Raw genomic sequence first — 20663 nt, forward strand, 5'->3', positions numbered from 1 at the left:
TACACGTGAGACAGGTCGTACAGAACTACAAGTCCGGTGAGCTTGCCCTGATCGAGGTGGCCGCGCCGACGTGCAAGCCGGGCGGGGTCCTCGTCCGGACCCTGTACTCGTTGATCTCCACCGGCACCGAGCTGATGAAGGTCGGCGAGGCGGGGATGTCGCTGCTGGCGAAGGCCCGTGCCCGGCCGGACCAGGTCGCCAAGGTGGTGCAGAGTGCCTCGACGATCGGCGTGGCCGCGACCTACCGCAAGGTGTCGAGCACCCTGGACTCCTACACCCCACTCGGCTACTCGCTGTGCGGTGTGGTCGAGGAGGTCGGCGACGGCGTCCGGGACGTCAAGGTCGGCGACCTCGTCGCCTGCGCGGGCAACGAGCACGCCCTGCACGGCGAATGGAACTGGGTGCCCACGAACCTCTTCACCAGGGTCCCGGAGGGGCTGTCGGCACGCCACGCCGCCTTCGGCACCGTGGGGGCGATCGCGATGCAGGGTGTGCGGCGCGGGGAACCGCAGCTCGGCGACGTCGCCGCGGTGATCGGGCTCGGTCTGATCGGCCAGCTCGTGGTCCAGCTGCTGGTCGCCTCCGGGGTCCGGGTGGTGGGCATCGACCCCGACCTGGAGCGGTGCGCGCTCGCCGAACGCCTCGGCGCCCTCGTCTGCGGGGACGCGGCGTCGGGGGTCGTCGACGCCGCCGTCGCCGAGATCACCGGCGGGCACGGCGTCGACCAGACCTACCTCGCCGCCGGAGGCGGCGGCAACGAGCCCGTCGAGCTCGCGGCCCGGCTCAGCCGAGACCGCGCACGGGTGGTCGACATCGGCAAGACCCGCCTCGACCTGCCCTGGAACGCCTACTACGAGAAGGAGCTCGACGTCCGGTTCTCGCGCTCGTACGGGCCGGGGCGGTACGACCCCGAGTACGAGCTGGAGGGCAGGGACTACCCCATCGGCTACGTGCGGTGGACCGAGCGCCGCAACATCGAGTGCTTCCTCGACCTCGTCGCGAGGGGCCGGGTGGACGTCGCGTCGCTGGTCTCGGAGGTCGCCCCCTTCGGGTCTGCGGTGGAGACCTACGGCCGGTTGGCGGACGGCGGCCTGAAGGCGGTGGCCGTCCTGTTCGCCTACGACCCGCCCGCCCCGGCTCCGGAGGAGGAGGCGGCGGACGCTCCGCGGGTCCGGGTCGTCCCGGCCGCTCCGGCCGACCGTCCGCGGGCGGTGCCCGTCGCGGGCCGCCCGGTCGAGCTCGCCTTCGTCGGCGCGGGGAACTACGCGTCGTCGATGCTGCTGCCCCACCTGGCGGGACGTGAGGACGTCGTCCTCCGCCGGGTGGTGACGACCTCGGCGCTCTCCGGGGCGAACGCGCAGCGCAGGTTCGGGTTCGAGACGGCCGACACCGACCTCGACGCCGCGTTGGCGGACCCCCGCATCGACGCCGTCTTCGTGGTGACCCGGCACAGCTCCCACGCCGCGTTGACCCGCCGGGCGCTGCTCGCGGGCAAGGCGGTGTTCGTGGAGAAGCCCCTGGCGCTGTCCGAGGTCGAGCTCCGGTCGGTCGTCGACGCCGTGGCCGAGAGCGGGAACGACCGGCTGCAGGTGGGGTTCAACCGCCGGTTCGCCCCCCTGCTGGTCGAGGCGCGGCGGCGGTTCGGGCGCCGGATCGGTCCCGCGTCGGTGCGGTACCTGGTCAACGCCGGGCGGCTCGAGGGCCGGAGCTGGTACCTGCGGTCCGCGGCGGAGGGATCGCGGTTCGTGGGCGAGGGCGGCCACTTCATCGACACCGTGAGCCTGCTGCTCGACGCGGATCCGGTCACCGTCTCCGCGGCGGGCACCCCGGACCGCTCGGACGTCCAGCTCACCCTGGCCTACCCGGACGGCTCGACCGCGGTGATCAGCTACGTGACCTCCGGCTCGTCCCGGTACCCCAAGGAGACCCTCGACCTCCTGGCCGACGGCAAGGTCCTGACACTGGACGACTTCACCCGCGCCGCCGTCGTCGGGAAGCCGGGTTGGTCGTCGTCTCGGCTACGCCGTGGGCGGGACAAGGGCCAGGCCGCCGAGCTCGACGCGTTCCTCACAGCGGTCCGGGAGGGCACGCCGATGCCGATCGGTCTCGCGTCCCTCACGGCCACGACGCGGGCCACGCTGGCCGTGGAGCCCGCGCTCGGCGCCCGCGGCCCGATCTCCCTCCGCCCGTGGTGACGGGTCCCGGCTGGTACCTGCGCCGGCTGTCGAAGATGGGGCCCCGCGAGGTCGGTGACCGCCTGCGGACCGCCGTCCGGCAGCGGGCCTGGAGGCGGCGGGTCGACCACGCACCGGACCCCGGGGAATGGCTCGGCGAGCGAACCTTCGCGGGGGTGCTGCCGCGCGATGCCCTCGCCTCCGTCACGCCCGAGGCGGAGGCGGCCCTGCGGCGCACCGCCGACCGCCTCATGGCGGGGGAGGCGGAGTTCTTCGGAGTACGGCGGTCCGACATGGTCCTGCCGGACTGGTCCTGGGACCCGAAGACCGGGCGCCGGGCGCCGACGGACGTCTACACCGCGGACGTGCCCTATCGGGACGAGGACGTGGTCGGGGACGTCAAGCAGCTCTGGGAGCCGTCCCGCCACCAGTACCTCACCGTCCTCGCGGCGGCGTACGCCATGACCGGGGAGGACCACTACGCCGAGCGCGTCGCCGACCACCTCCGTTCCTGGTGGAGGGCGAACCCCCCGCTGCGCGGCGTGCACTGGCTCAGTGGGATCGAGCTCGGCATCCGGCTGCTCTCCTGGGTGTGGGTGCGGCGGCTGCTGGACGGCTGGTCCGGAGCGGCGGCGCTGTTCGAGGACGATCCGGTCGCCGTGAACCAGATCCTGCTCCACCAGCGGCGGCTGGCGGCCTTCCCGAGCCGCGGGTCCTCGGCGAACAACCACGCCGTCGCCGAGTGGGCCGGCCTGCTCGCCGCGGCATGTACCTTCCCGTGGTACCCCGAGTCCGCGCGCTGGCGCGCCGAGGCCGTCGCCGAGCTGGACGCGGTCCTGCGGAACAACACGTTCCCCAGCGGGGTGAACCGGGAGCTGGCGTCGGACTACCACGGGCTCGTCCTCGAGCTCGGGTTGGCGGCGACCGCCGAAGCCTCGAGGGCGGGGGTCGAGGTGCCGGAGTCGACCTGGGACGTGCTCGTGCGGATGTCCGACGCACTGGCCGCCATGGTGGACTGCCGAGGACGTCCGCCGCGCCAAGGCGACTCCGACGACGGTGTCGGGCTCGTGCTCGACGGGGACGACGTCGCCCGTTGGCCCTCTCTGCTCGGGACGGCGGGCGAGGTGTTCGGGCGGTTGCCCTGGTGGCCGGAGTCCGCGCCGCGAGACGTCCGGACCGCCGCCCTCACCGCGTTGCTCGGCAGGCGGGAGCCGGACGACCGGCGACCTGCGCGGCGGCCGTACGAGCTGGCCGACGCCGGACTGACCATCCTCCGCGCGCCGGAGTCGGCGAGTGGCCCCGAGCTGTGGTGTCGATGCGACGCGGGACCGCACGGCTTCCTGTCCATCGCCGCCCACGCCCACGCGGACGCGCTCGCGATCGAGGTCCGCCACGGCGGCATCGACCTGCTGGCCGACCCCGGCACGTACTGCTACCACGGCGAGCCCGACTGGCGCCGCTACTTCCGGTCGACACTGGGGCACAACACGCTCGAGGTCGAGGGGCGGGACCAGTCGGCCTCGGGCGGGCCGTTCCTGTGGACGCGCCATGCCTCGAGCCGGGTCCTCGGGTCGTCCGACGGCGCGGACCGGGCGCACTGGTGTGCGGAACACACCGGGTACGGACGCGACGCGGTCCATCGGCGGACCGTCGACCTCGATGTCGGGAGCCGCGTCCTGACGGTCTCGGACGTGCTCGTGTCCGACCGGGAGCGGCCCTGCAGGCTGGCGTTCCACCTGGGGCCCGAGGTCCGGGCCCGCTTCGAGGGCACATCGGCGCTGTTGACCCACCCGGCGGGCGAGGCGGTGTTGCAGCTGCCCCCCGAGCTCGACTGGGCCGCCCACCGGGGTTCGGTGTCACCGCCCCTCGGGTGGTACTCCGTGGGCTTCGGCAGCCGGGAGCCCACGGTCACGCTGGTCGGCACCGGGTGGCTGGGTGGCGCCCGCAAGACGGTCCGGACGACGCTGCACGTGGACCCGGAACAGGGGCCGGGGGCGGGCCGGTCGCTCGGAGGCCCGCCTCGGCCTCACCTCGCGACGGTCAGCACCCGACCGGTCAGGTCGTTGCCGACGCCGGAGCCGCGCCAGACGGTCCACGGCATCTCCGTCCCGTCCCAGACGAAGTGCTCCCCGTCGAGGGACGGCACGTAGTAGGTATTGGCCTCGAACCGGTTGCCCCCGTTCGTGAACACCGTGGGATCGTCGATGTCCTCGACCGCGCCGTTGCTGCTCCCCGGGGCCACGACGACGACGTTGTCGTGCACCCACACGTTGCGGACGAGGTGCGGCCCGAAGGGTGCGGGCCACTCGTCCGCCCGGTCGCCACCCTCGATGAGGGTGATGCCGTTCGGGCCACCCGTCACGCGGTTGCCGCTGACCTCGATCCGTCCCTGGACGCCGCCGGAGGACTGGATCTGGATGCCCGCCTCCCAGGCCCACCCCTTGTGCACCCGGCCGTTGCCGGTGATGTCGTTGCCGGTGACCAGCGCGTCGTAGCTGATCTCGTGCTGGATCCCGGCACCGTCGTTGTCCGACACGACGTTGAAGGCGTAGGTCGTGCGGATGTTGCCGCCGTCGGTCCACAGGCCGGGACCTCGGTTGTCCTGCACGAGGTTGTGCTCGACCGTGAGGTCCTCGGTCATCCAGCTCTTCCCGCCTCCGGCCTCCCAGTCGAAGGAGTAGCCCGCGTCCCCGTTGCCCGAGACGACGTTGTCGCTGACGGTCGAGCCGCTCCCCCACGCCCCGAACCCCAGCTGTCCCTGGTCCCGGATCACGTTGGCCGACACCAGGGTGCCGCCTGCGAAGCCGACACCGACGGCATGGTTGGAGCGGATCTCGTTGTTGCGGATCGTCCATCCGCTGCCGAAGCGCTCGCCACCGACCTCGCGCGCCTCGAGCGCGGCCACCTGTCCCTCGTTGGCCGCCTGTTCGAGCACCAGGTTCTCGACGGTGACGTCGTCGGCGAGGGAGGAGATCAGCCCCGGCGCGACGGCCTGCTCGACCAGTCGCCCCGTGGGGTCGTCGCCCAGGACCACGCGCCCGGCCGCGTAGTCGACGAAGACGGTGCCCGGTACGACGTCCCGCGCCGCGGCGACCCGCGCGAGTCGTCGCCCGTCCAGGAAGACGTCCTCCGTCTGGGTGCACAGTGGAGCGTTCTCGGCGCACTCACCGGCCGTACCGGGCGCGGGCGGCAGCCTGCCCGCCGTCGACCAGCCGTCTCGCCCGGGGACCCAGTCGGTGAGCACGATCGAGCCGCTCAGCACGCTGCCCCGCTCCCCGACGAGGGCGTCGCCCGTCTTCGGTACCAGTGGTACCGCGACGCGATGGACGCCCGCCGCGACACAGTAGGTGGTGCCGGAGGGGTGGAGGTCGATGACGCGCTGGGCGTCCTCGCCGGGCCCGATCCGGACACCGTCACAGGTGCGGTCCAGCTGCCCGACCGGGATCCGCGGGCCGGGGCCGCTTCCCTCGGCGGGGGTGCCGCTCGCGGTCCTGGCCGCCGCGGAGGGGATGACCGCCGTCACGGCCACGGCGACGAGCCCGACGACCCACGCCCGCACCTTCATCCGGTTCCGACTCCGGGCAGGAAGCGGATGACCGCATCCGACGGCGGCCGGAACCAGGTGCTCCGGCTGGTGACCGCCACGCCGACGCCGAACGCCGTCCACAGGAGGGCGGCCACCTGCGCCCCTTCGAGCTGCGGGTCGAAGAAGGTCGAGACGAGGACGGTCGACGCGATGGTGAGGCACAGCGCCGCCGTCTGCCGACGGGTGTGCAGCCCCTGTCGACCGAGCCTGCGGGCCCCCACGATCATCCGCCAGAACCAGCCGCCCCAGAGGGCGACCCAGATGCCGAGCCCGAGCACCCCCATCCGGGCCAGGACGTTGAGGTGGGAGTTGTGCGGGGTACGCAGCGCCGTCGTCCCCTCGTCGTACACCCCGACGTCGCTCGCGAGGTTGGGGCCGAAACCGGCGCCCTCGACCATCTGCCCCTGCTCCTGCTGCCGCTCGACGACCCGGCCCCAGAGCTGCTGTCGGCCGTCCACCGTGCCGTCCAGGTTGCCGGGCGCGGAGCCGGAGCCGGTGAGGCTCAGGACGTTGTTCACGAGCTGGGAGGTCGAGAACGCGCGGCCCTGCAGGCCCGGGATGGGGACGTCCACGGCGAGCAGGCTGAACAGGGTCAGCGCGATCGCGCCGATGGTGAGGGCCTTCCCCACCATCCGGAGCCGGTCGTGGTGGAAGGACAGCCACACCGACGCCCCGACGAGCGCACCGATCAGCCCGCCCCGGTTCTGGGTCGCCACCAACGCGATGACCAGCAGCCCGAGCATCGTCCACCCCGCACGACCCGGGACCCGGCCACGCGGGTTCAGCCACAGCGCGGCGACGACCAGCACGGCAGCGGTGGCGGAGCTGCCGGACTTGTGGGCGAGCACCGAGATGTCGCTGAACGGGACGCGGGGAGCACGGGCGGCGAACGGTACGAGGACGACGGCGGCCGGGAGCCACAGCAGCAACCAGGGAGTGATCCGCGCGAGGCCCGCCCACAACCGGTCGAGGATCTCGGGCCAGCGCGCCAGCGCCGCCACGATCACGATCGCGAAGAGGCCGTAGTACCAGAGTGCCGAGTCACGGAACGCGTCGATCCCGTAGGCGCCCACTCCCGGCACCGCGCGGATCGCCCCCCACAGCAGGAAGAGGACGAGGAGGAGCAGGATCGACTCGTCCCGCAGGGGGACGCGCAGATGACCGGTCGACGCGACGAGCCCTCCGATGCCGAGCGCGAGCACCATCTCGCCGATGTAGAGCGGCGTCCCCGGCACGTGGAGGTAGGCGAACGCCTTGTCCAGGAAGAGGTATCCGGCCAGGAGCCACCCGATCGCCCATCCGTAGGCGACCAGCAGCCGGTCGCGGGCCCGGGGCGTCTCCGGAGCCGTGATCCGGCCGGGTGTCGGCAGGAGGGGTCGGATCGTCATCGGGTCATTCGTCCGCACGCGGGAACGGCGTCGGCCGGGAGCCGTTCGTTGCGGACATCACGACGATCTGCCCGTCGGGGGCATCGTCGACGCTGTCGGGGTCCTCGTGGTGCGGGCCGCCACCCTGGTCGGCAGGTGGGCCCGAGACCTCGGACCCGCGCCGGCCCGGGACCGCGGCTCCGTTCAGGGGCGGCCCCGCGCCGTCCGGCGCGACCGCACCGCCCTCCGGCGCGACCGCACTGCCCTCCGGCGCGACCGCACTGCCCTCCGGGCCCGCCGTTCGGTCGGGGGTGCGACCGCGCGGCGGTTCGACGGGAAGGAAGACGTACCCCAGCACCGTCGCCCGGGACAGGGCGAGCCGCTGTGCCATGGCGAGATGGTCGCGCCGCGGCTCACGGCGGCTCAGGACCAGGACGACGGAGTGACCGGCCTCCACCAGCTCGCCCGCGACCGCGGCGTCGAGCAGTCCGGGGGCGGCGACGAGCACCAGATCGGTGCCCTCCGCGAGTGCGCCGAGGACGTCGGCCGCGGCTCGCCGGTACGCCTCGCCCGCAGGCAGGCGCGCTGCCGCGGTTCCCGGACCCACCACGGCCAGGTCGATGTTCCACGGGCTCGGTCGCACGACGTCGCCCGGGGCGGCCGTCCCCGCCACGAGCTCGGCGAGCCCGGGCCCCGTGGCCGCCACCCCCAGCTGGTCGGACACGGTGGTGTCGCTGGGATCCGCCGCGACCACCAGTACCCGCCGCCCACCCTCGGCCAACGCGAGTGCCATGCCGGCGACGGCGGCGCCGGTGGCCCCGGATCCTCGCGGAGCGACCGCGACGATCACCTGGTTCGAGTCGACCGCGGCGCGTGTGTGCTCGAGCGCCGTCGCCGCGAATCTCATGTCCTCCTCGGGGGTCCGCGCCGTCGCCGTCCGCCGCCCTCGACGGCGGCGCCTCGGGCGGGCGTCGATCTCGCCCAGCAGGGGCACGCCGTAGTAGTCGGCGGGTTCGCTCGCCTCGTCGAAGCCACCTCGCAGGCTCGCCCACGTGTACGCGAGAGTGGGACCGATGAGCAGGCCGAGCAGCAGGCCGACCGCCGCGCCGACGGGCCAGTCGCGGTTCGTCGGCGCCTCCGGCAGCACGCCACCCGCCACCGTCGGCCTGGCGATCAGGTCGATCTGCTGGTTCGCCAGCACCTGGCTGCGCTGGGAGAGCAGGGAGTCCCGCTGCGCGGGATTCGGGGCCTCGTCGGCGGCGCGCTGCAGGGCCGCGGCCGTCGCGTCCCCCTGCGACCGGATGGTGTCGGCCCTGACCTGGTTGAAGGCCTCGACCGCGGCATTCACGCCGACCTGGGCGACCCGCGCGTCCGGCCAGGTGAAGGTGACGAGGATCGTGCTGGCCCCGTACGAGCCCGACGAGCTCGACTCGGGCGGCTTCACCACGAAGGCCGGGGCGTCGCCCAGGTAGTCGGCCGCCTCGGGCGCGCCCGGCCCGACGGCGTCCGCGGCGAGCACCGCGGCCCGCTCCGCGACGGCGGACGATCTCAGGAGCAGGACCTGACCGTCCAGGAACGCCCCGGCCGTCTGCTCGGTCGCCCCCGCAGGCAGCGGCACCGTGATACCCGCCGTGGCCGTGTACGCAGGTCTCTCCAGCAGCGGGACGGTGATCCCGATCGCGGTACTGAGCCCGACGAGCAGGAGGACCGCGACGCGATGCCTGCGTGTGGCCCGCAGGACGGTCGGTTCGAACCGGGCCTGGTCCATCGCCTCGACGTGCAACGGTGCACCCCTCTCTCGACGCCTGGTCACTCGTCGTCCGGGCATGGGGTGTTACCGGCGTCACGTCGTAACGGCCCACCATCCCCGTTCGACCACGGGGGGAGAGCCGGGCACACGGAGGTGCCCGAGGGCGGGGGCATCCGTGGCGGACGGGCGACCAGTGCGGGTCCTGGTGGTGCACAACCGATACCGCTCGGCCCAACCGAGTGGCGAGGACCGGGTGGTCGACCGCGAGTGCGCCCTGCTGGCCGAGGCCGGTCACGAGGTCGACCTCTTCGAGCGCCGCAGCGACGACATCGCGCTGATGTCCCTCCCGCAACGGGCGCTGGTCCCGGTCCGTGTCCCCTGGAACCCGGCGAGCAGACACGAACTACGGGCGCGGCTGCGCGCGGACCGCCCCGACATCGTCCACGTGCACAACACCTTTCCCCTGCTGTCCGCGTCGGTCCTCGCGGCCTGCGCGGACGAGGAGGTGCCCGTCGTCGCCAGCCTGCACAACTACCAGCAGGTCTGCCCGACGGGCACGCTGCACCGAGCGGGCTCGGACTGCACGGAGTGCGTCGGGCGCCTCCCTCTCCCCGCCGTGCGCCACGGGTGCTATCGGGACTCGCGGCTCGCCACGCTCCCCGTCGCCGTCGCCCGGGCCGCCACCCGACGGGTCTGGTGGTCCGGGGTCGCCCGCTTCTTCTGCGTCTCCGACACCCAGCGGCGGATCCTGGTCGAGGCCGGGATGCCGCCCGACCGACTGACCGTCAAGCACCATTTCGTGCCCGATCCCGGCCTCCTCCGCTCCGGACCGGGCGAGCACGTCCTCTACCTGGGTCGGCTCTCCGACCCGAAGGGCCTCCCGACGCTGATGCGCGCCTGGGACTCACTCGCCGCCGCGGGCGGGATCGGCGTCCCGCTGGTGCTGGCGGGCGGCGGTGAGCTCGAGGAGTCGGCACGCCGCTGGGCGCGGGGTCGGGCGGACGTCCGTTTCCTCGGTCTGCAGGACGACGCGGGATGCAGGCGGCTCACCGCCGCCGCCTCGGCGGTGGTGTTGCCGTCGACGACCCGGGAGACCTTCGGCCTGGTCGTCGTCGAGGCCATGGCGACGGGCGTGCCCGTCGTCGCCTCGCGGCTGGGCGCGCTCGCCGAGCTGGTCGTCGAGGGCCGGACCGGCCTCCTCCACGAGCCCGGCGATCCCGCGTCCCTCGCCGACGCACTGCGGACCGTCGTCACGGACCGCGATCTGAACCGCTCGCTGGGCAGCGGCGGGCGCCGTCGCTACGAGGAGGCCTTCACCCCGGCCGTGGGGCTGGAGGCTCTGGTGTCCGGATATCGCGAGGTCATCGCGGCGAGCTCGCCGCGGGAGCGCCTCGGGCGGCCCGCACCGCGGTGAGGAGGTCCGTGGGCGCGGCCGGGTCGTCGAGCTCGACGACCGGGACCTCCGGGAGCCCGCGCCGTGCCAGTTCCTCCCGAACCTCCTGCGTGTACGCCGGGTTGGTCACGAGGACCACGTCCGGCCGGAGGTCCGCGACCTCCTCCGGCCCGACCACCGGACGTCCGGAACCCGGGACGAAGCGGCCATGCCGGGCGGGGCTCAGGTCGACGACGGCGGCCACCTCCTCGGCTGCCCCGGTCAACGCCAGGAACGAGATGGCCCGCGCTCCGGCGCACCACGCGACGATCCGGCCGCGTGCCTCGCGGGTCTCCCGCAGTGCCTCCCCCCAGAGCCTGACCCGCTCGTCGGTGTGGGCCTGGAGCCCTGCGACGGCGCCGGCGAGGCCGCTGACCTCCTCGTCGGTGCTCCGGCTCGGCGAGATCTCCGTGGGCCGGGCCTCGACGCCCAGGAACCGACCGTGGTGGACCTCTCGGACGGCCAGGACCTCGAACCCCGTCGCCTCGAAGAGCCGCCGGGCCGACTGGGCCGTGAAGTAGCTGCGGTGCTCGTAGGTGACGTCCCACGGGTCCCATCCCGTGGCCGCCGCCGCACGGTTGACGAACTCCACGTAGACCAGCGGGGAGCGCGAGCCGAGGCTGCCGCGGATCGACGTCAGGAGCTCGAGCGGGTCGTCCATCAGGTAGAGCATGTGCCGACACGACACGAGGGCGACGTCCGGCGGGAGCAGGTCGGGCCGGAAGTACTCGCGCACCATCGTGATCCGGGTGTCCCCGACCGGCCCCGCAGCCGGGTCGACGCCGGTCCCGGCGGCCATCCCGGCACCGACCAGCGCCTCCAGGAAGTCGCCGAAGCCGCAGGCGATGTCGACCGCGGTCCCCCCGGCCAGCCCGTAGTCGGCGACGAGCCGCTCGGCGGTCTCCCGCACGTGGCGTGCGAAGCTGGGCGAGGCACCCATGAAGGTCGTGTAGCCCACGTCGTAGACGACCTGCTCCGGCCGCGGCGCGGCGTCGTAGACGAACCCGCACGCCGGGCAGTGACACAGCAGGCAGGAGCCGGTCGGCATGGCCACCGCCGCCGCGGACGACTCGGGAAACCGGCCCTCCTCGACCGGGACGCCGTCCAGGGACAGCACGGGCGCGAAGTCGGCATTCCCGCAGAGCGGGCACTGCGCGGTCATTCGGCCGCTCCGACCAGGGGCCCGCCGATCGGCCGGATGCCCTCGCCCGCTCGATGCAGCAGGGGGACGAGCGGCGCACAGGCGAGGGCCGTTCTCCCCCGCATCACCCCGAGGTAGTGGCGGCGGACGTCGGCGAGCAGCCCGTCGAGCGCAAAGGTGTACCCGTCGACCTCCGCGACCGGGGTCAGCTCGGTGATCGTGCCGACGAGCCCGCACTCCCGTGCGGTGAGCAGCTCGGTCCGCTCCACCGGCCTGCGGGAGAAGGGGATCCCGAGCCCGCCGCAGAGCTCTTCGAGCGCGTCGACGGTGATGCTGTCCAGACACCCCTCCGCCGGAGGCGGGGTGACCAGCCCGGATCGGTCGACGATCACGACGCAGGCCCCGGTGGCCTCGGCGACCCGCCCACTCTCGTTCAGCAGCACCGCCTCGTCGGCGCCTGCCCGGTTCGCCTCGATCCGCGCGACCCGACCCATCACGTAGTTCGCCGCGCTCTTGATCCGGGCCGGGAGGACCGAGTCGCCGCCCCGACGCCAGGTGCTGACCGCCGCCCGCATGGGCGCGGGCTCGGCGGTGGTCTGCGTGTAGGCCGTGGTCACGAGGTCCGCCACGGTGCCCTCACCCCAGTGCCCCTCGATCACGTAGAGCGTGGTCCGGAACCACAGGTCACGGTCCGGGACCGCGAGCTCGGCGCCGAGCCGAGCCAGCCAGACGACGTACTCGTCGTAGCCGAACCGGACGGGGACGTGCAGCAGCCGCGCCGAGCGACACAGCCGCTCGTAGTGCCTGCGGGGGCTGCGCAGCGCGAAGGTCTCCCCGCTGTCGTCCCAGTAGCCCTTCACCCCCTCGAAGACGCTCAGCGCCCGCGTCAGCGCCTCGGCGCCGATGTGGATCCGGACGTCCCCGTAGGGCACGAGCTCGCCGTTCACCTGTGCCCAGCGCGGGGTCTGCAGCTGGGACAGAGATGCCGTGTGTGCCACCCGCTCCTCCGATCCTCGTCGCGTCAGACGCCGTGCGGCACAGGGGCCGGGCGACCGGAGGTCGCGTCCGCCACGGGCAGCGCCGCACCGTCCGTCAGCCGGTGGAAGTCACCCAGCGAGGTCCCGGTCGAGGCGACGTCGACACCGGGCGCTCCCCGGCCGCTGCGCAGGTCGGTCGCGTCCACGGTCCGGAAGTCGACGCTGTACCGGGCCACCCCGCTGGTGTTCGGGATCGACGCGTGCAGCTGGTCGCCGGAGAACAGCATCACCCCGCCGACCGGCGGCACCAGGCAGAGCCGGGGCTCGTCCGCGGGCAGCGGCGCGACCGGCGCAGGCTGGACCCGCGTGTCCCGGGTGTTGAGCTCGCTCATCCGCGACCGCCAGGCGTTCCACTCCGTGTAGTCGTAGGAGGCGCTGGTGTTCGGCACCGTCGTGCCGAACCGCTGCGGGTAGAACTCCATGACGTTCGACGGCGCCGCCGGCCACAGCGGCAGCCACCAGTTGAGCTGCTGCAGGGGCGCGCTGTACCAGGTGTCCCGGTGCGGCTGGAACGCGTACGCGATGCCGGTCGTCAGGCCGCCCCGCGGGAAGGCGGTCCGGAGCTTGGGCACGTCCGCGTAGACCGACGACGGGTCGACGCCGAGCGCGGTCACGATGCGCCGGACGTGGGCCGTCGACTCGGGATGGTGGATGAAGCGGGGCTTGAACGCGATGAGGATCTCGGCGAGCTCCTCGGGGCCCCGGTGCTCCTGCACGGTCCTGGGCTCGAACGGCGCGAACGCCTCGGTGATCAGCTCGCGGGCGAACTCGGCGAAGGCGGCGATCTCCGGGACGTGGGTGTACACCACGACGTCGCCTGCGAACAGCCGCTCCCGCCGCTGCTCGTCGTCGAACTGCGGGTCGATGTGGACGTCGACCATGGTCGTGTCCCTCCTCTGGAGGTCAGGCGGTCGGTGCGGGGTGGATGTCCGGGTCCGAGACGGGTCGGGCCGCGGCGACCCCGGGGAAGAGCGCCGCGTCGAGCAGCGCGAACTGCTCCGCGAGGGCCGTGCGGTCGCGCTCGGCGCGCCGGGCGATGTCGGCGGACATGCGGTCCGCCGAGGCCAGGAGCTCGTCCAGCTGGGTGAGCACGGTCTCCGGGTCGAACGTGTCGGCTCGATGGCGATAGGCCCCCAACCCGGCGTCCACCATCAGCTCGTCGCTCTTGCGGGCGTAGCACACGGAGACCGTCGGTCGGCCCGCGCTCAGTGCGCAGACGATGTTGTGGAACCGGGTCGCGACGACCGCGTCCACCGCGACGAGCTGCCGCATCAGCTCGCCGACGTCCGCCGCGGGCTCGGTGTGGACCCTGCTCAGGTCCGCGGGGCGCCGGGTGGCGACGTGCTCCCGGAGGAGCCGCACGACGCGGTCGTCCACCTGGTCACCGATGAGCAGTCGCACCTCACGGCCGCGGTCCAGGATCCCGTCGACCACCCTCGCCATCGAGGCCACATAGCGGGCGTGGACCTCCTCGGCCCGGGCCCGGTCGTCGTTGCCGCCGTAGAAGTCGAGCACCCCGACCCCGACGACCCCGGTGGGGCCGGGCGGACCCGGCGGCACCGGCAGCGCGTTGACCAGGTCGGGGAAGACCCGGTCGCCGCGCTCGCGAAGCCCCATCCGCCGCATCGAGTCGCGGGCGTGCTCGCCCCGGTAGGACAGGTAGGTGACCGAGCGGGCCGCGGCGAGGAACAACGCCCGCATGACCGGCGGGCGGACGTCGTCCGCGCCGACGCTGACCAGCCCGACCCGGGTGCCCAGCAGTCGCCCGGAGACGCACACGAGGAACTGGGTGTACGGGGTCCCCCACGACCGCAGGGGCAGGGTCACCTCGAACGCCCCCGACCCGGACATGACCACGGCGTCCTTGCGGGCGACCCACAGCGGCACCCGGACCGCGTCGACGAGCTTGCCGAGCACCTTGCGCGCCACCAGCACCGGCGTGTCGGCGGTCCGGTACTCGCCGCGGTTCCAGTGCATCGGGGTCGCCCGGATCCCCCACCGGGCCCGGGCGCCGTCCGGCGCGTCGGTGAGGGCGTCGATCTCGGCGTCGGGATATCGGTCCCGCAGGTGCGCGAGCATCGCGTCGAGCGACGCGTCGTTGCCCAGGTTGCCGGAGCCGACCAGGCCGTAGAGACCGATGCGGAGGGGGCGGGCGGTCATGCCGACGCCTCCCCACCGACGGCGCTCTCGACGACGCCCCCGACGGGGCCGGTGTAGACCTCGGGCACGGGCTCCTCCTCGGTCCGCAGCCTGCGGGGGCGCGCCCGGGTGGCCAGCCACTCGCCGACCAGTCGGCGGCACGCGCGACGATCGGCGGGCGAGAGCGGCGCGCGCTGGATCGCCGTGAGGTACCCCAGGACGTACTCGGCGAGCAGCCGCGGGACGGGATGGCGCAGCCGGTCCGCGCGGCGAGGGTCCATCGTCGCGCACCACGCGCGGACCGAGGGTGCGCGCGTGGCACGGTCCGGCTCGTCCCGCCGGAAGTACAGCCAGTCGGGGACCTGCTGGAACGGTCCGTGCAGGGTCAGGGAGCCGACCAGTACCCGGTCGGCCCGGTAGTAGCTGCCGTACGGCAGCACCCGCCGCAGGACGTCGGTGCGGAACACCGCGTACGCGTCGTCCCCGCCCACGTCGAACAGCGCGCTCCGGAACCGCTCCGGTGCGTGGGGGGACGCCGTGGCGAGGGGGTAGCGCTGTCGGTCCCCGATCCGGCCCTCGCCGTCCAGCAGCGCGGTCCAGGCGTGGCTCGCGATCACCGACGGGTGCTCGTCGAGTACGGCGACACACCGCTCGAGGAGGTCCGGCGCGTACCGGTCGTCGTGTGCGGCCCACTTGAACAGGGGGCTCTCCGCCATCTCCGCCGTGGCGTTGTGGTTGCCCGTGGCGCCGACGTTGCGAGCCCGGCGGACGTAGCGGATCCGCGAGTCCCGTGCCGCGTAACGACGACAGATGGCCGCGGTCCGGTCGGTCGAGGCGTTGTCCGAGATGATCAGCTCGAAGTCCCCGAACGTCTGGTCCACGAGGGAGTCCAGCGCCTCCGCCAGATGGGCCTCGCCGTTGTAGACGGGAAGTCCGATGCTCAGTCGCGGCATCGCTCAGATCCTCCGTTCCAGGTCCGGCGTCCGCCGCCGGTCGCCATCGCTGAGCCCCAGGGCCGCGTACCGGGGGACGTCTCGCGGGTCGAGGAGCCGCCTACCGTCGACGACCAGCGGCTCCGCTCCCGCGGCACGCAGCAACCCGGGCACCGCCAGGTACTCGCCCCAGCGGGTCACGAGCACCACGGCGTCGGCCCCGGCGAGGGCGCAGGCGAGATCGTGCGTGTGCCCGACGCCCGAGGGGAGCACCTCCGGCCCGACGACCGGGTCGTGGGCCAGGACCCTGGCCCCCTCGTCCACGAGACCGCGCAGCACCGGGAAGGCGGGCGAGTGCCGGACGTCGTCGGTGTCCGGCTTGAAGGCCAGCCCCAGCACCGTGACCGAGCGGCCCGCGAGCGCGCCCAGCTCCCGCCGGACGAGCGCGACGAGCCGGGCGGGCTGGTCCGCGTTCACCGCGGCCACCGCCTCGAGCATCCGGGGGGACGCGCCCGCCGACCGACCGTGCGCCGACAGCGCCGCGACGTCCTTCGGCAGGCAGCTGCCTCCGTACCCGCAACCCGCCTCGAGGAACGACGCCAGCCCGGCGACGACCGGGCCCGTCTCCGTCGGGGTGGTCAGGTAGCGCGAGGCGTGGACGCCCTGCATCACGGCGAGCGCGTCGATGCCGCCCACCGCGTCCGAGATCAGCGCGATCTCGTTCGCGAAGGAGATCGCGGTGGCCAGCAGCGCGTTGGAGGCGTACTTGATCATCTCGGCGGTCCGCGCGGTGGTCTCGATGAGCGGGACCGCCGTGAAGCCCGCGTACAACCTGCGCATCGCCGCCACCGCGAGCTCGTCCCCGCCGATCACCAACCGGTCCGGCTCGAGGAAGTCCGCGACGGCCTGTCCCTCGGTGAGGAACTCGGGATTGACCCCGAGTCCCAGCTCCCGCCCCCGGACCAGGTCGCAGCCGCGGGCCAGCGCCGCCGCGACGATCCCGTCCGTCACCCCGGGGACGACGGTGCTCTTGACCACGACGACGGGCGCCGCGGTACCGGCCGGACGCGCCCGCAGCGCGCTGCCGACCTGCTCGGCGGCGGCCTCCAGGGCGGAGGTGTCGATGCTCCCGTCCGAACCCGAGGGGGTCCCGACGCAGAGCAGGGTGAGGTCGGCCTCGAGGACCGCTCCGGCGAGGTCGCCGGTCGCGAGCACCGACCGTCCCGCATGGCGGCGCAGCAGCTCGGCGAGCCCCGGCTCGGCGATCGGGGGCCGCCCCTCGGTGATCGCCGCGACCCTGGCCGGGTCCGCGTCGACGCAGACGACCCGGTGACCGTGCTCGGCGAGACCGACCGCGGAGACGAGCCCGACGTAGCCCGCTCCGATCACGGCGACGCGCATCAGGCCTCGCTCCCGCCGGTGTTGCCCGCGTACCAGAGCAGGGTCCGCCGCAGCCCCTCCTCGAGCCCGACCTCGGGGAGGTAGCCCAGCTCGGTGCGCGCCCTGGTCAGGTCCGGGCACCGTCGGTTCGGGTTGTCGACGAGATAGGCCTGTTCCCCACTCGTCCTCCGGGTCACCTGCAGGGTCGCACCGAACAGCTCCTTGGCCTGGCGCACGAGCGCCTCGGCGAGCTCGGCCATCGAGATCTCGGGCTCGTCGGTGCCGATGTTGTAGGGCTCCCCGTCGCCCCCTCGGAGCAGGGCGAGGTAGTAGCCGGTGACCGCGTCCGACACGTAGCAGAAGGTCCGGGTGGGAGAGCCGTCCGACAGCAGTGCCACGTCCCGCCCGGCCAGCACGTCCCGGCACAGGTCGGCGATGACCCGCCCGTCGGTGATCTTCATGCCGGGGCCGAAGTTGTTGAAGGGCCGCGCGATGCGCACCGGGACCCCCCGCTCGCGGGCGAAGTTCACGCAGAGGGTCTCGCCGTACCGCTTCGACTCGTCGTAGCAGGCACGGGGGCCGGTGCAGGAGACGAACCCGCGGTAGGTCTCGGGCGTCGGGATCGCCGTCGGCTCCGGGTCGCCGTAGATCTCGCTCGACGAGAAGAACAGGAAGCCTCGGACCGGGCTGGTCGGGGGCCGTGCCGCGGCGAGGTCGAGCAGACTGCGCAACCCCGTGATGTTCGCGTCCATGGTCTCGATCGGATGCGCCCGGTAGTACGTCGGCGAGGCGATGCCCGCCGCGTGGATGATCCACTCGACGTCGTCCAGGTCCGCGGGCAGCGGCTCCCGGACGTCGACGGTCCGCAGGTCGAGGTCCGCGCGGACGGTCAGCTCCCCGAGCCAGGACGGTACCCCGCGGATGTAGTTGTCGAGCACGGTGACGGCGATCGGCGGCAGGTCCGGATGGGCGTCGTTCCAGGCCAACGGGACCTGGACCAGGTAGTAGCCCAGGAACCCGGCGCCACCGGTGATCAGCAGTCTGCCGCCCGACATGCGGGCGAGGTCGCCCTCGAGCCACCCGATGATGCGGGCCAGGTCGTCTGTCCGGACCTGCTCCGCGCGGGCGGCGGCTGCGGCCGAGATCATGCGTGTCTCCCGTCTGCCCTGCGTCGTGGGCCTGTCGTGGTCGGTCGGATCGAGGGCCTTCAGGTGGGGACGGCGTGGGCGGCGCTCTCGACGGACCGCGGGCGCGGTTCGGCGACGACCCAGCTGCCGCCGCCCGCCTCGACCTGTGGGTAGCGCCGCCGGACCTCGTCGAGGAGGTCGGGGACGAACAGGAGCACCTCGTCCGGGCTGCGCTCCACCATGGCCTCGGGCGACACGACCGCGATCCCGGTGCCGGGGATCCGACGTCCGTGCTTGGCGGGCGAGCCGTCGGCGATCGCGGGCAGCAGGTCGGGTCCGATGCCGGCGTGGTTGAGCAGCGGGACCGCACGGGACGCGGCGCCGTAGCCCAGTACCGTCCGCCCCGAGCTGCGGGCCCCGACCAGCCAGCCCCGCAGCGCCGCGGCGGTGTCGGCCGCCGTGTCGTGCAGGGCGCGGAGGACGTCCGCGTCCCTGACGCCGGCCGCGAGCTCGGCCTCGGCGAGCGCCCGCACCGCGGTGGCGGTCGGTTCCCCGCGCCGCGCGGCGAGCAGGATCGTCCCTCCGTAGAGCCGGAAGCGCCATGCCCGGACGGTGCCGAGGCCGAGCGACTCCAGCATCCCGACGGCCGTGGGGACCGACAGGTAGACCGGGTGGCCGTGGCGGATCGCGTTCCACTGGCCCTGGGCCAGGACGGCCGCGAGGGAGTGGAACTGGAGCAGCAGGGTGCCGCCGGGGGCCAGCTGTCGCACGCGGCGTTCGAGGTCGGCGCGGACGTCCTGGGAGTGCATGAGCCCGAAGCAGTCCAGGACGAGATCGGCCGTCTCACCGGCCGCGACCCCGACACCCCGTTCCGCGAGGTGGCCGACCCAGCTCCCCCCGTGCGGACTCGGGTGCTCGATCACCGTGTCGCCCGCGGTGGAGAACCCCGCCTCGGCGATCATCCCGACGGCCGACCGGGCCTGCGCGACGAGGGCCTCCGGTTCGATGCCCCTGACCTCCTCGGGGATCGTCGGGTCCTCGACCAGCTGGGCGAGTCCGCAGTCCGCGCACAGCCAGAGCCTGATCGGGAAGACCGGGTCCGCCTCCGCGGCGCCCACCTCGGGGAAGTGGTCGCACGCGGGCTGCAGTCCCATGTCGACCACCAGCTCGCCCCAGACACCGCGGCAGAACCGGCAACGGGGCCCGGCCATCAGACGACCTCGATCGTCGGGATCGGGAAGACCAGCCGTCCGCCCCACTCCCGCACGTAGGCCAGCTGCTCGACGAGCTCGCGGCGGAGGTTCCACGGCAGCACGAGGACGTAGTCCGGCCGGTCCTCGGCGATCCGCTCGGGCGCTCGGACCGGGATCCGCGTCCCCGGAGTGAACCGTCCGTGCTTGTAGGGGTTCCGATCGACGGTGTAGGCGAGCAGGTCGGGTCGGATTCCGCAGTAGTTGAGCAGCGTGTTCCCCTTCCCGGGCGCGCCGTAGCCCACCACGCTCCGCCCGGCCCGGCGCGCGTCGAGGAGGAACCGGAGCAGGTCGTCTCGGATGGTGGAGACCGCACCGGCGAAACCGTCGTGCCCGTCGGCCCGGTCCAGGCCTGCGGCCTCCTCGCGGGCCAGCAGCCGCGCGACGGCGGCGGTCGGAGTCGCCCCGGTCTCCCGCGGCCGCGCCCACAGCCGCAGCGACCCGCCGTGGGTCTCGATCAGCTCGACGTCGACGAGCACCAGCCCGGCCGCGGCGAGCGCCCGCTGCGCGGTGAGCACGGTGTAGTACTGGAAGTGCTCGTGGTAGATCGTGTCGAACTGCCTGCGCTCGATCAGGGTCAGCAGGTGCTGGACCTCGATGGAGATCCAGCCGTCGTCGGCGACGAGGGCCCGCAGCCCCCGGCCGAAGTCCACGACGTCCGGGATGTGGGCGTAGACGTTGTTCGCGACCACGAGATCCGCAGGCCCGTGCTCCGCGCGGACCTGCCGTCCGGACTCCTCGGACAGGAAGCGGGTCAGCGTCGGCACGCCGCGCTCGGCCCGAGCGGACTCCCCCACGTTCACCGACGGCTCGATCCCGAGGCACCGGAGCCCCCGGCGCACGACGTGCTGCAGCAGGTAGCCGTCGTTGCTCGCGACCTCGACCACGAACGAGTCCGGGCCCAGGCCGATCCGGTCGACCGCGGCCGCGACGAACCGCTCCGCGTGGTCCACATAGGAGCTGGAGAAGGACGAGTAGTAGGCGTACTCGGTGAAGGTCGCCTCGGGGGTGATCAACGGCGGCACCTGCACGAGCAGGCAGTCCTCGCACACCCGGGCGTGCAGCGGGTAGGTGACCTCCGGCTCGTCCAGCTGGTCGGCGGCGAGGAAGAGCTCGCAGGGCGGCGTCGCCCCGAGATCCACGAAGGTGCGCATCCGGGGGGACCCGCAGAGCCGGCAGCTCGTCCGCACACCCACCGCATCGGCGGTCTCGCTGATCTCGGTGGTGACACCCACGGAACTCTCCATCCCACGACGACGGGGGGCGATGACCCCGTCGCTGTGACCGGGGTCGCACGGCTGGGGACTCGGGACCGCTCGGGGATCCGTTACCGACGGGACTCGAGTGC

Annotated in this window: 14 protein-coding genes and 1 pseudogene; 3 read left to right on the forward strand and 12 right to left on the reverse strand. The window is 73.5% G+C overall.

Features of this window, described 5'->3' with window-relative positions; genetic code table 11:
• The first annotated feature begins 5 nt into the window (after positions 1 to 5).
• A complete protein-coding gene (locus ABD993_RS29905) occupies positions 6 to 2195 on the forward strand; it encodes a bi-domain-containing oxidoreductase (protein WP_345425933.1) in 2190 nt (729 codons plus the stop codon).
• On the forward strand, positions 2192 to 4324 hold the full coding sequence (locus tag ABD993_RS29910) for a heparinase II/III family protein (RefSeq protein ID WP_345426169.1): 2133 nt from the start codon (positions 2192 to 2194) through the stop codon (positions 4322 to 4324). The genes ABD993_RS29905 and ABD993_RS29910 overlap by 4 nt, the downstream gene beginning before the upstream one ends.
• 188 nt (positions 4325 to 4512) lie before the next feature.
• On the opposite strand, the pseudogene ABD993_RS29915 reads toward ABD993_RS29910, so the two are convergent.
• From ABD993_RS29915 to ABD993_RS29925, 3 genes and pseudogenes are all read right to left on the reverse strand, one after another.
• Positions 4513 to 5739: pseudogene (locus ABD993_RS29915) on the reverse strand (right-handed parallel beta-helix repeat-containing protein); the annotation flags it as partial.
• Complete coding sequence (locus ABD993_RS29920; RefSeq protein WP_345425935.1) at positions 5736 to 7148, reverse strand: O-antigen ligase family protein; 1413 nt, start codon at positions 7146 to 7148, stop codon at positions 5736 to 5738. The pseudogene ABD993_RS29915 and the gene ABD993_RS29920, both read right to left, overlap by 4 nt.
• A gap of 4 nt (positions 7149 to 7152) precedes the next feature.
• Entirely contained in the window at positions 7153 to 8910 is a 1758-nt protein-coding gene (locus ABD993_RS29925; protein ID WP_345425937.1) for a hypothetical protein, read from the reverse strand.
• Positions 8911 to 9070: 160 nt separating this feature from the next.
• Between ABD993_RS29925 and ABD993_RS29930 the strand changes: the two genes are divergently transcribed.
• The gene (locus ABD993_RS29930) at positions 9071 to 10291 is read left to right on the forward strand and encodes a glycosyltransferase family 4 protein (RefSeq protein ID WP_345425939.1); all 1221 of its coding nucleotides are present in this window, start codon (positions 9071 to 9073) and stop codon (positions 10289 to 10291) included.
• On the opposite strand, the gene ABD993_RS29935 is transcribed toward ABD993_RS29930, so the two are convergent.
• The 9 genes from ABD993_RS29935 to ABD993_RS29975 are packed head-to-tail and all read right to left on the reverse strand — an operon-like array spanning position 10239 to position 20550.
• The gene (locus tag ABD993_RS29935; RefSeq protein ID WP_345425941.1) at positions 10239 to 11471 is read right to left on the reverse strand and encodes a class I SAM-dependent methyltransferase; all 1233 of its coding nucleotides are present in this window, start codon (positions 11469 to 11471) and stop codon (positions 10239 to 10241) included. The genes ABD993_RS29930 and ABD993_RS29935 overlap by 53 nt on opposite strands.
• On the reverse strand, positions 11468 to 12448 hold the full coding sequence (locus ABD993_RS29940; protein WP_345425943.1) for an aminotransferase class IV: 981 nt from the start codon (positions 12446 to 12448) through the stop codon (positions 11468 to 11470). Before ABD993_RS29940 ends, ABD993_RS29935 begins: the two co-directional genes overlap by 4 nt.
• A 23-nt stretch (positions 12449 to 12471) precedes the next feature.
• A complete protein-coding gene (locus ABD993_RS29945; RefSeq protein WP_345425945.1) occupies positions 12472 to 13368 on the reverse strand; it encodes a phytanoyl-CoA dioxygenase family protein in 897 nt (298 codons plus the stop codon).
• Positions 13369 to 13390: 22 nt separating this feature from the next.
• Entirely contained in the window at positions 13391 to 14647 is a 1257-nt protein-coding gene (locus ABD993_RS29950; protein WP_345425947.1) for a polysaccharide pyruvyl transferase family protein, read from the reverse strand.
• Positions 14644 to 15579, reverse strand: coding sequence for a glycosyltransferase family 2 protein (locus ABD993_RS29955; RefSeq protein WP_345425949.1), 936 nt, complete (start codon positions 15577 to 15579; stop codon positions 14644 to 14646). Before ABD993_RS29955 ends, ABD993_RS29950 begins: the two co-directional genes overlap by 4 nt.
• 3 nt (positions 15580 to 15582) lie before the next feature.
• Positions 15583 to 16959: a UDP-glucose dehydrogenase family protein gene (locus ABD993_RS29960; protein ID WP_345425951.1), complete on the reverse strand. Its 1377-nt coding sequence runs from the start codon at positions 16957 to 16959 to the stop codon at positions 15583 to 15585.
• On the reverse strand, positions 16959 to 18086 hold the full coding sequence (locus ABD993_RS29965; RefSeq protein ID WP_345425953.1) for an NAD-dependent epimerase/dehydratase family protein: 1128 nt from the start codon (positions 18084 to 18086) through the stop codon (positions 16959 to 16961). Before ABD993_RS29965 ends, ABD993_RS29960 begins: the two co-directional genes overlap by 1 nt.
• 59 nt (positions 18087 to 18145) lie before the next feature.
• Positions 18146 to 19276, reverse strand: a complete 1131-nt coding sequence (locus ABD993_RS29970) for a class I SAM-dependent methyltransferase (RefSeq protein ID WP_345425955.1) — start codon at positions 19274 to 19276, stop codon at positions 18146 to 18148.
• The gene (locus ABD993_RS29975; protein WP_425569181.1) at positions 19276 to 20550 is read right to left on the reverse strand and encodes a class I SAM-dependent methyltransferase; all 1275 of its coding nucleotides are present in this window, start codon (positions 20548 to 20550) and stop codon (positions 19276 to 19278) included. Before ABD993_RS29975 ends, ABD993_RS29970 begins: the two co-directional genes overlap by 1 nt.
• Between the last annotated feature and the right edge of the window lie 113 nt (positions 20551 to 20663).

It is taken from the genome of Pseudonocardia xishanensis (assembly GCF_039541715.1).
GTDB lineage: Bacteria > Actinomycetota > Actinomycetes > Mycobacteriales > Pseudonocardiaceae > Pseudonocardia > Pseudonocardia xishanensis.

What these genes read in the sequence shown, in the direction of transcription:
- ABD993_RS29935 (WP_345425941.1), bottom strand. Translation starts at nt 11,471, where the DNA reads ATGACCGCGCAGTGCCCGCTCTGCGGGAATGCCGACTTCGCGCCCGTG.
- ABD993_RS29950 (WP_345425947.1), bottom strand. Translation starts at nt 14,647, where the DNA reads ATGACCGCCCGCCCCCTCCGCATCGGTCTCTACGGCCTGGTCGGCTCC.
- ABD993_RS29945 (WP_345425945.1), bottom strand. Translation starts at nt 13,368, where the DNA reads ATGGTCGACGTCCACATCGACCCGCAGTTCGACGACGAGCAGCGGCGG.
- ABD993_RS29965 (WP_345425953.1), bottom strand. Translation starts at nt 18,086, where the DNA reads ATGATCTCGGCCGCAGCCGCCGCCCGCGCGGAGCAGGTCCGGACAGAC.
- ABD993_RS29960 (WP_345425951.1), bottom strand. Translation starts at nt 16,959, where the DNA reads ATGCGCGTCGCCGTGATCGGAGCGGGCTACGTCGGGCTCGTCTCCGCG.
- ABD993_RS29920 (WP_345425935.1), bottom strand. Translation starts at nt 7,148, where the DNA reads ATGACGATCCGACCCCTCCTGCCGACACCCGGCCGGATCACGGCTCCG.
- ABD993_RS29970 (WP_345425955.1), bottom strand. Translation starts at nt 19,276, where the DNA reads ATGGCCGGGCCCCGTTGCCGGTTCTGCCGCGGTGTCTGGGGCGAGCTG.
- ABD993_RS29955 (WP_345425949.1), bottom strand. Translation starts at nt 15,579, where the DNA reads ATGCCGCGACTGAGCATCGGACTTCCCGTCTACAACGGCGAGGCCCAT.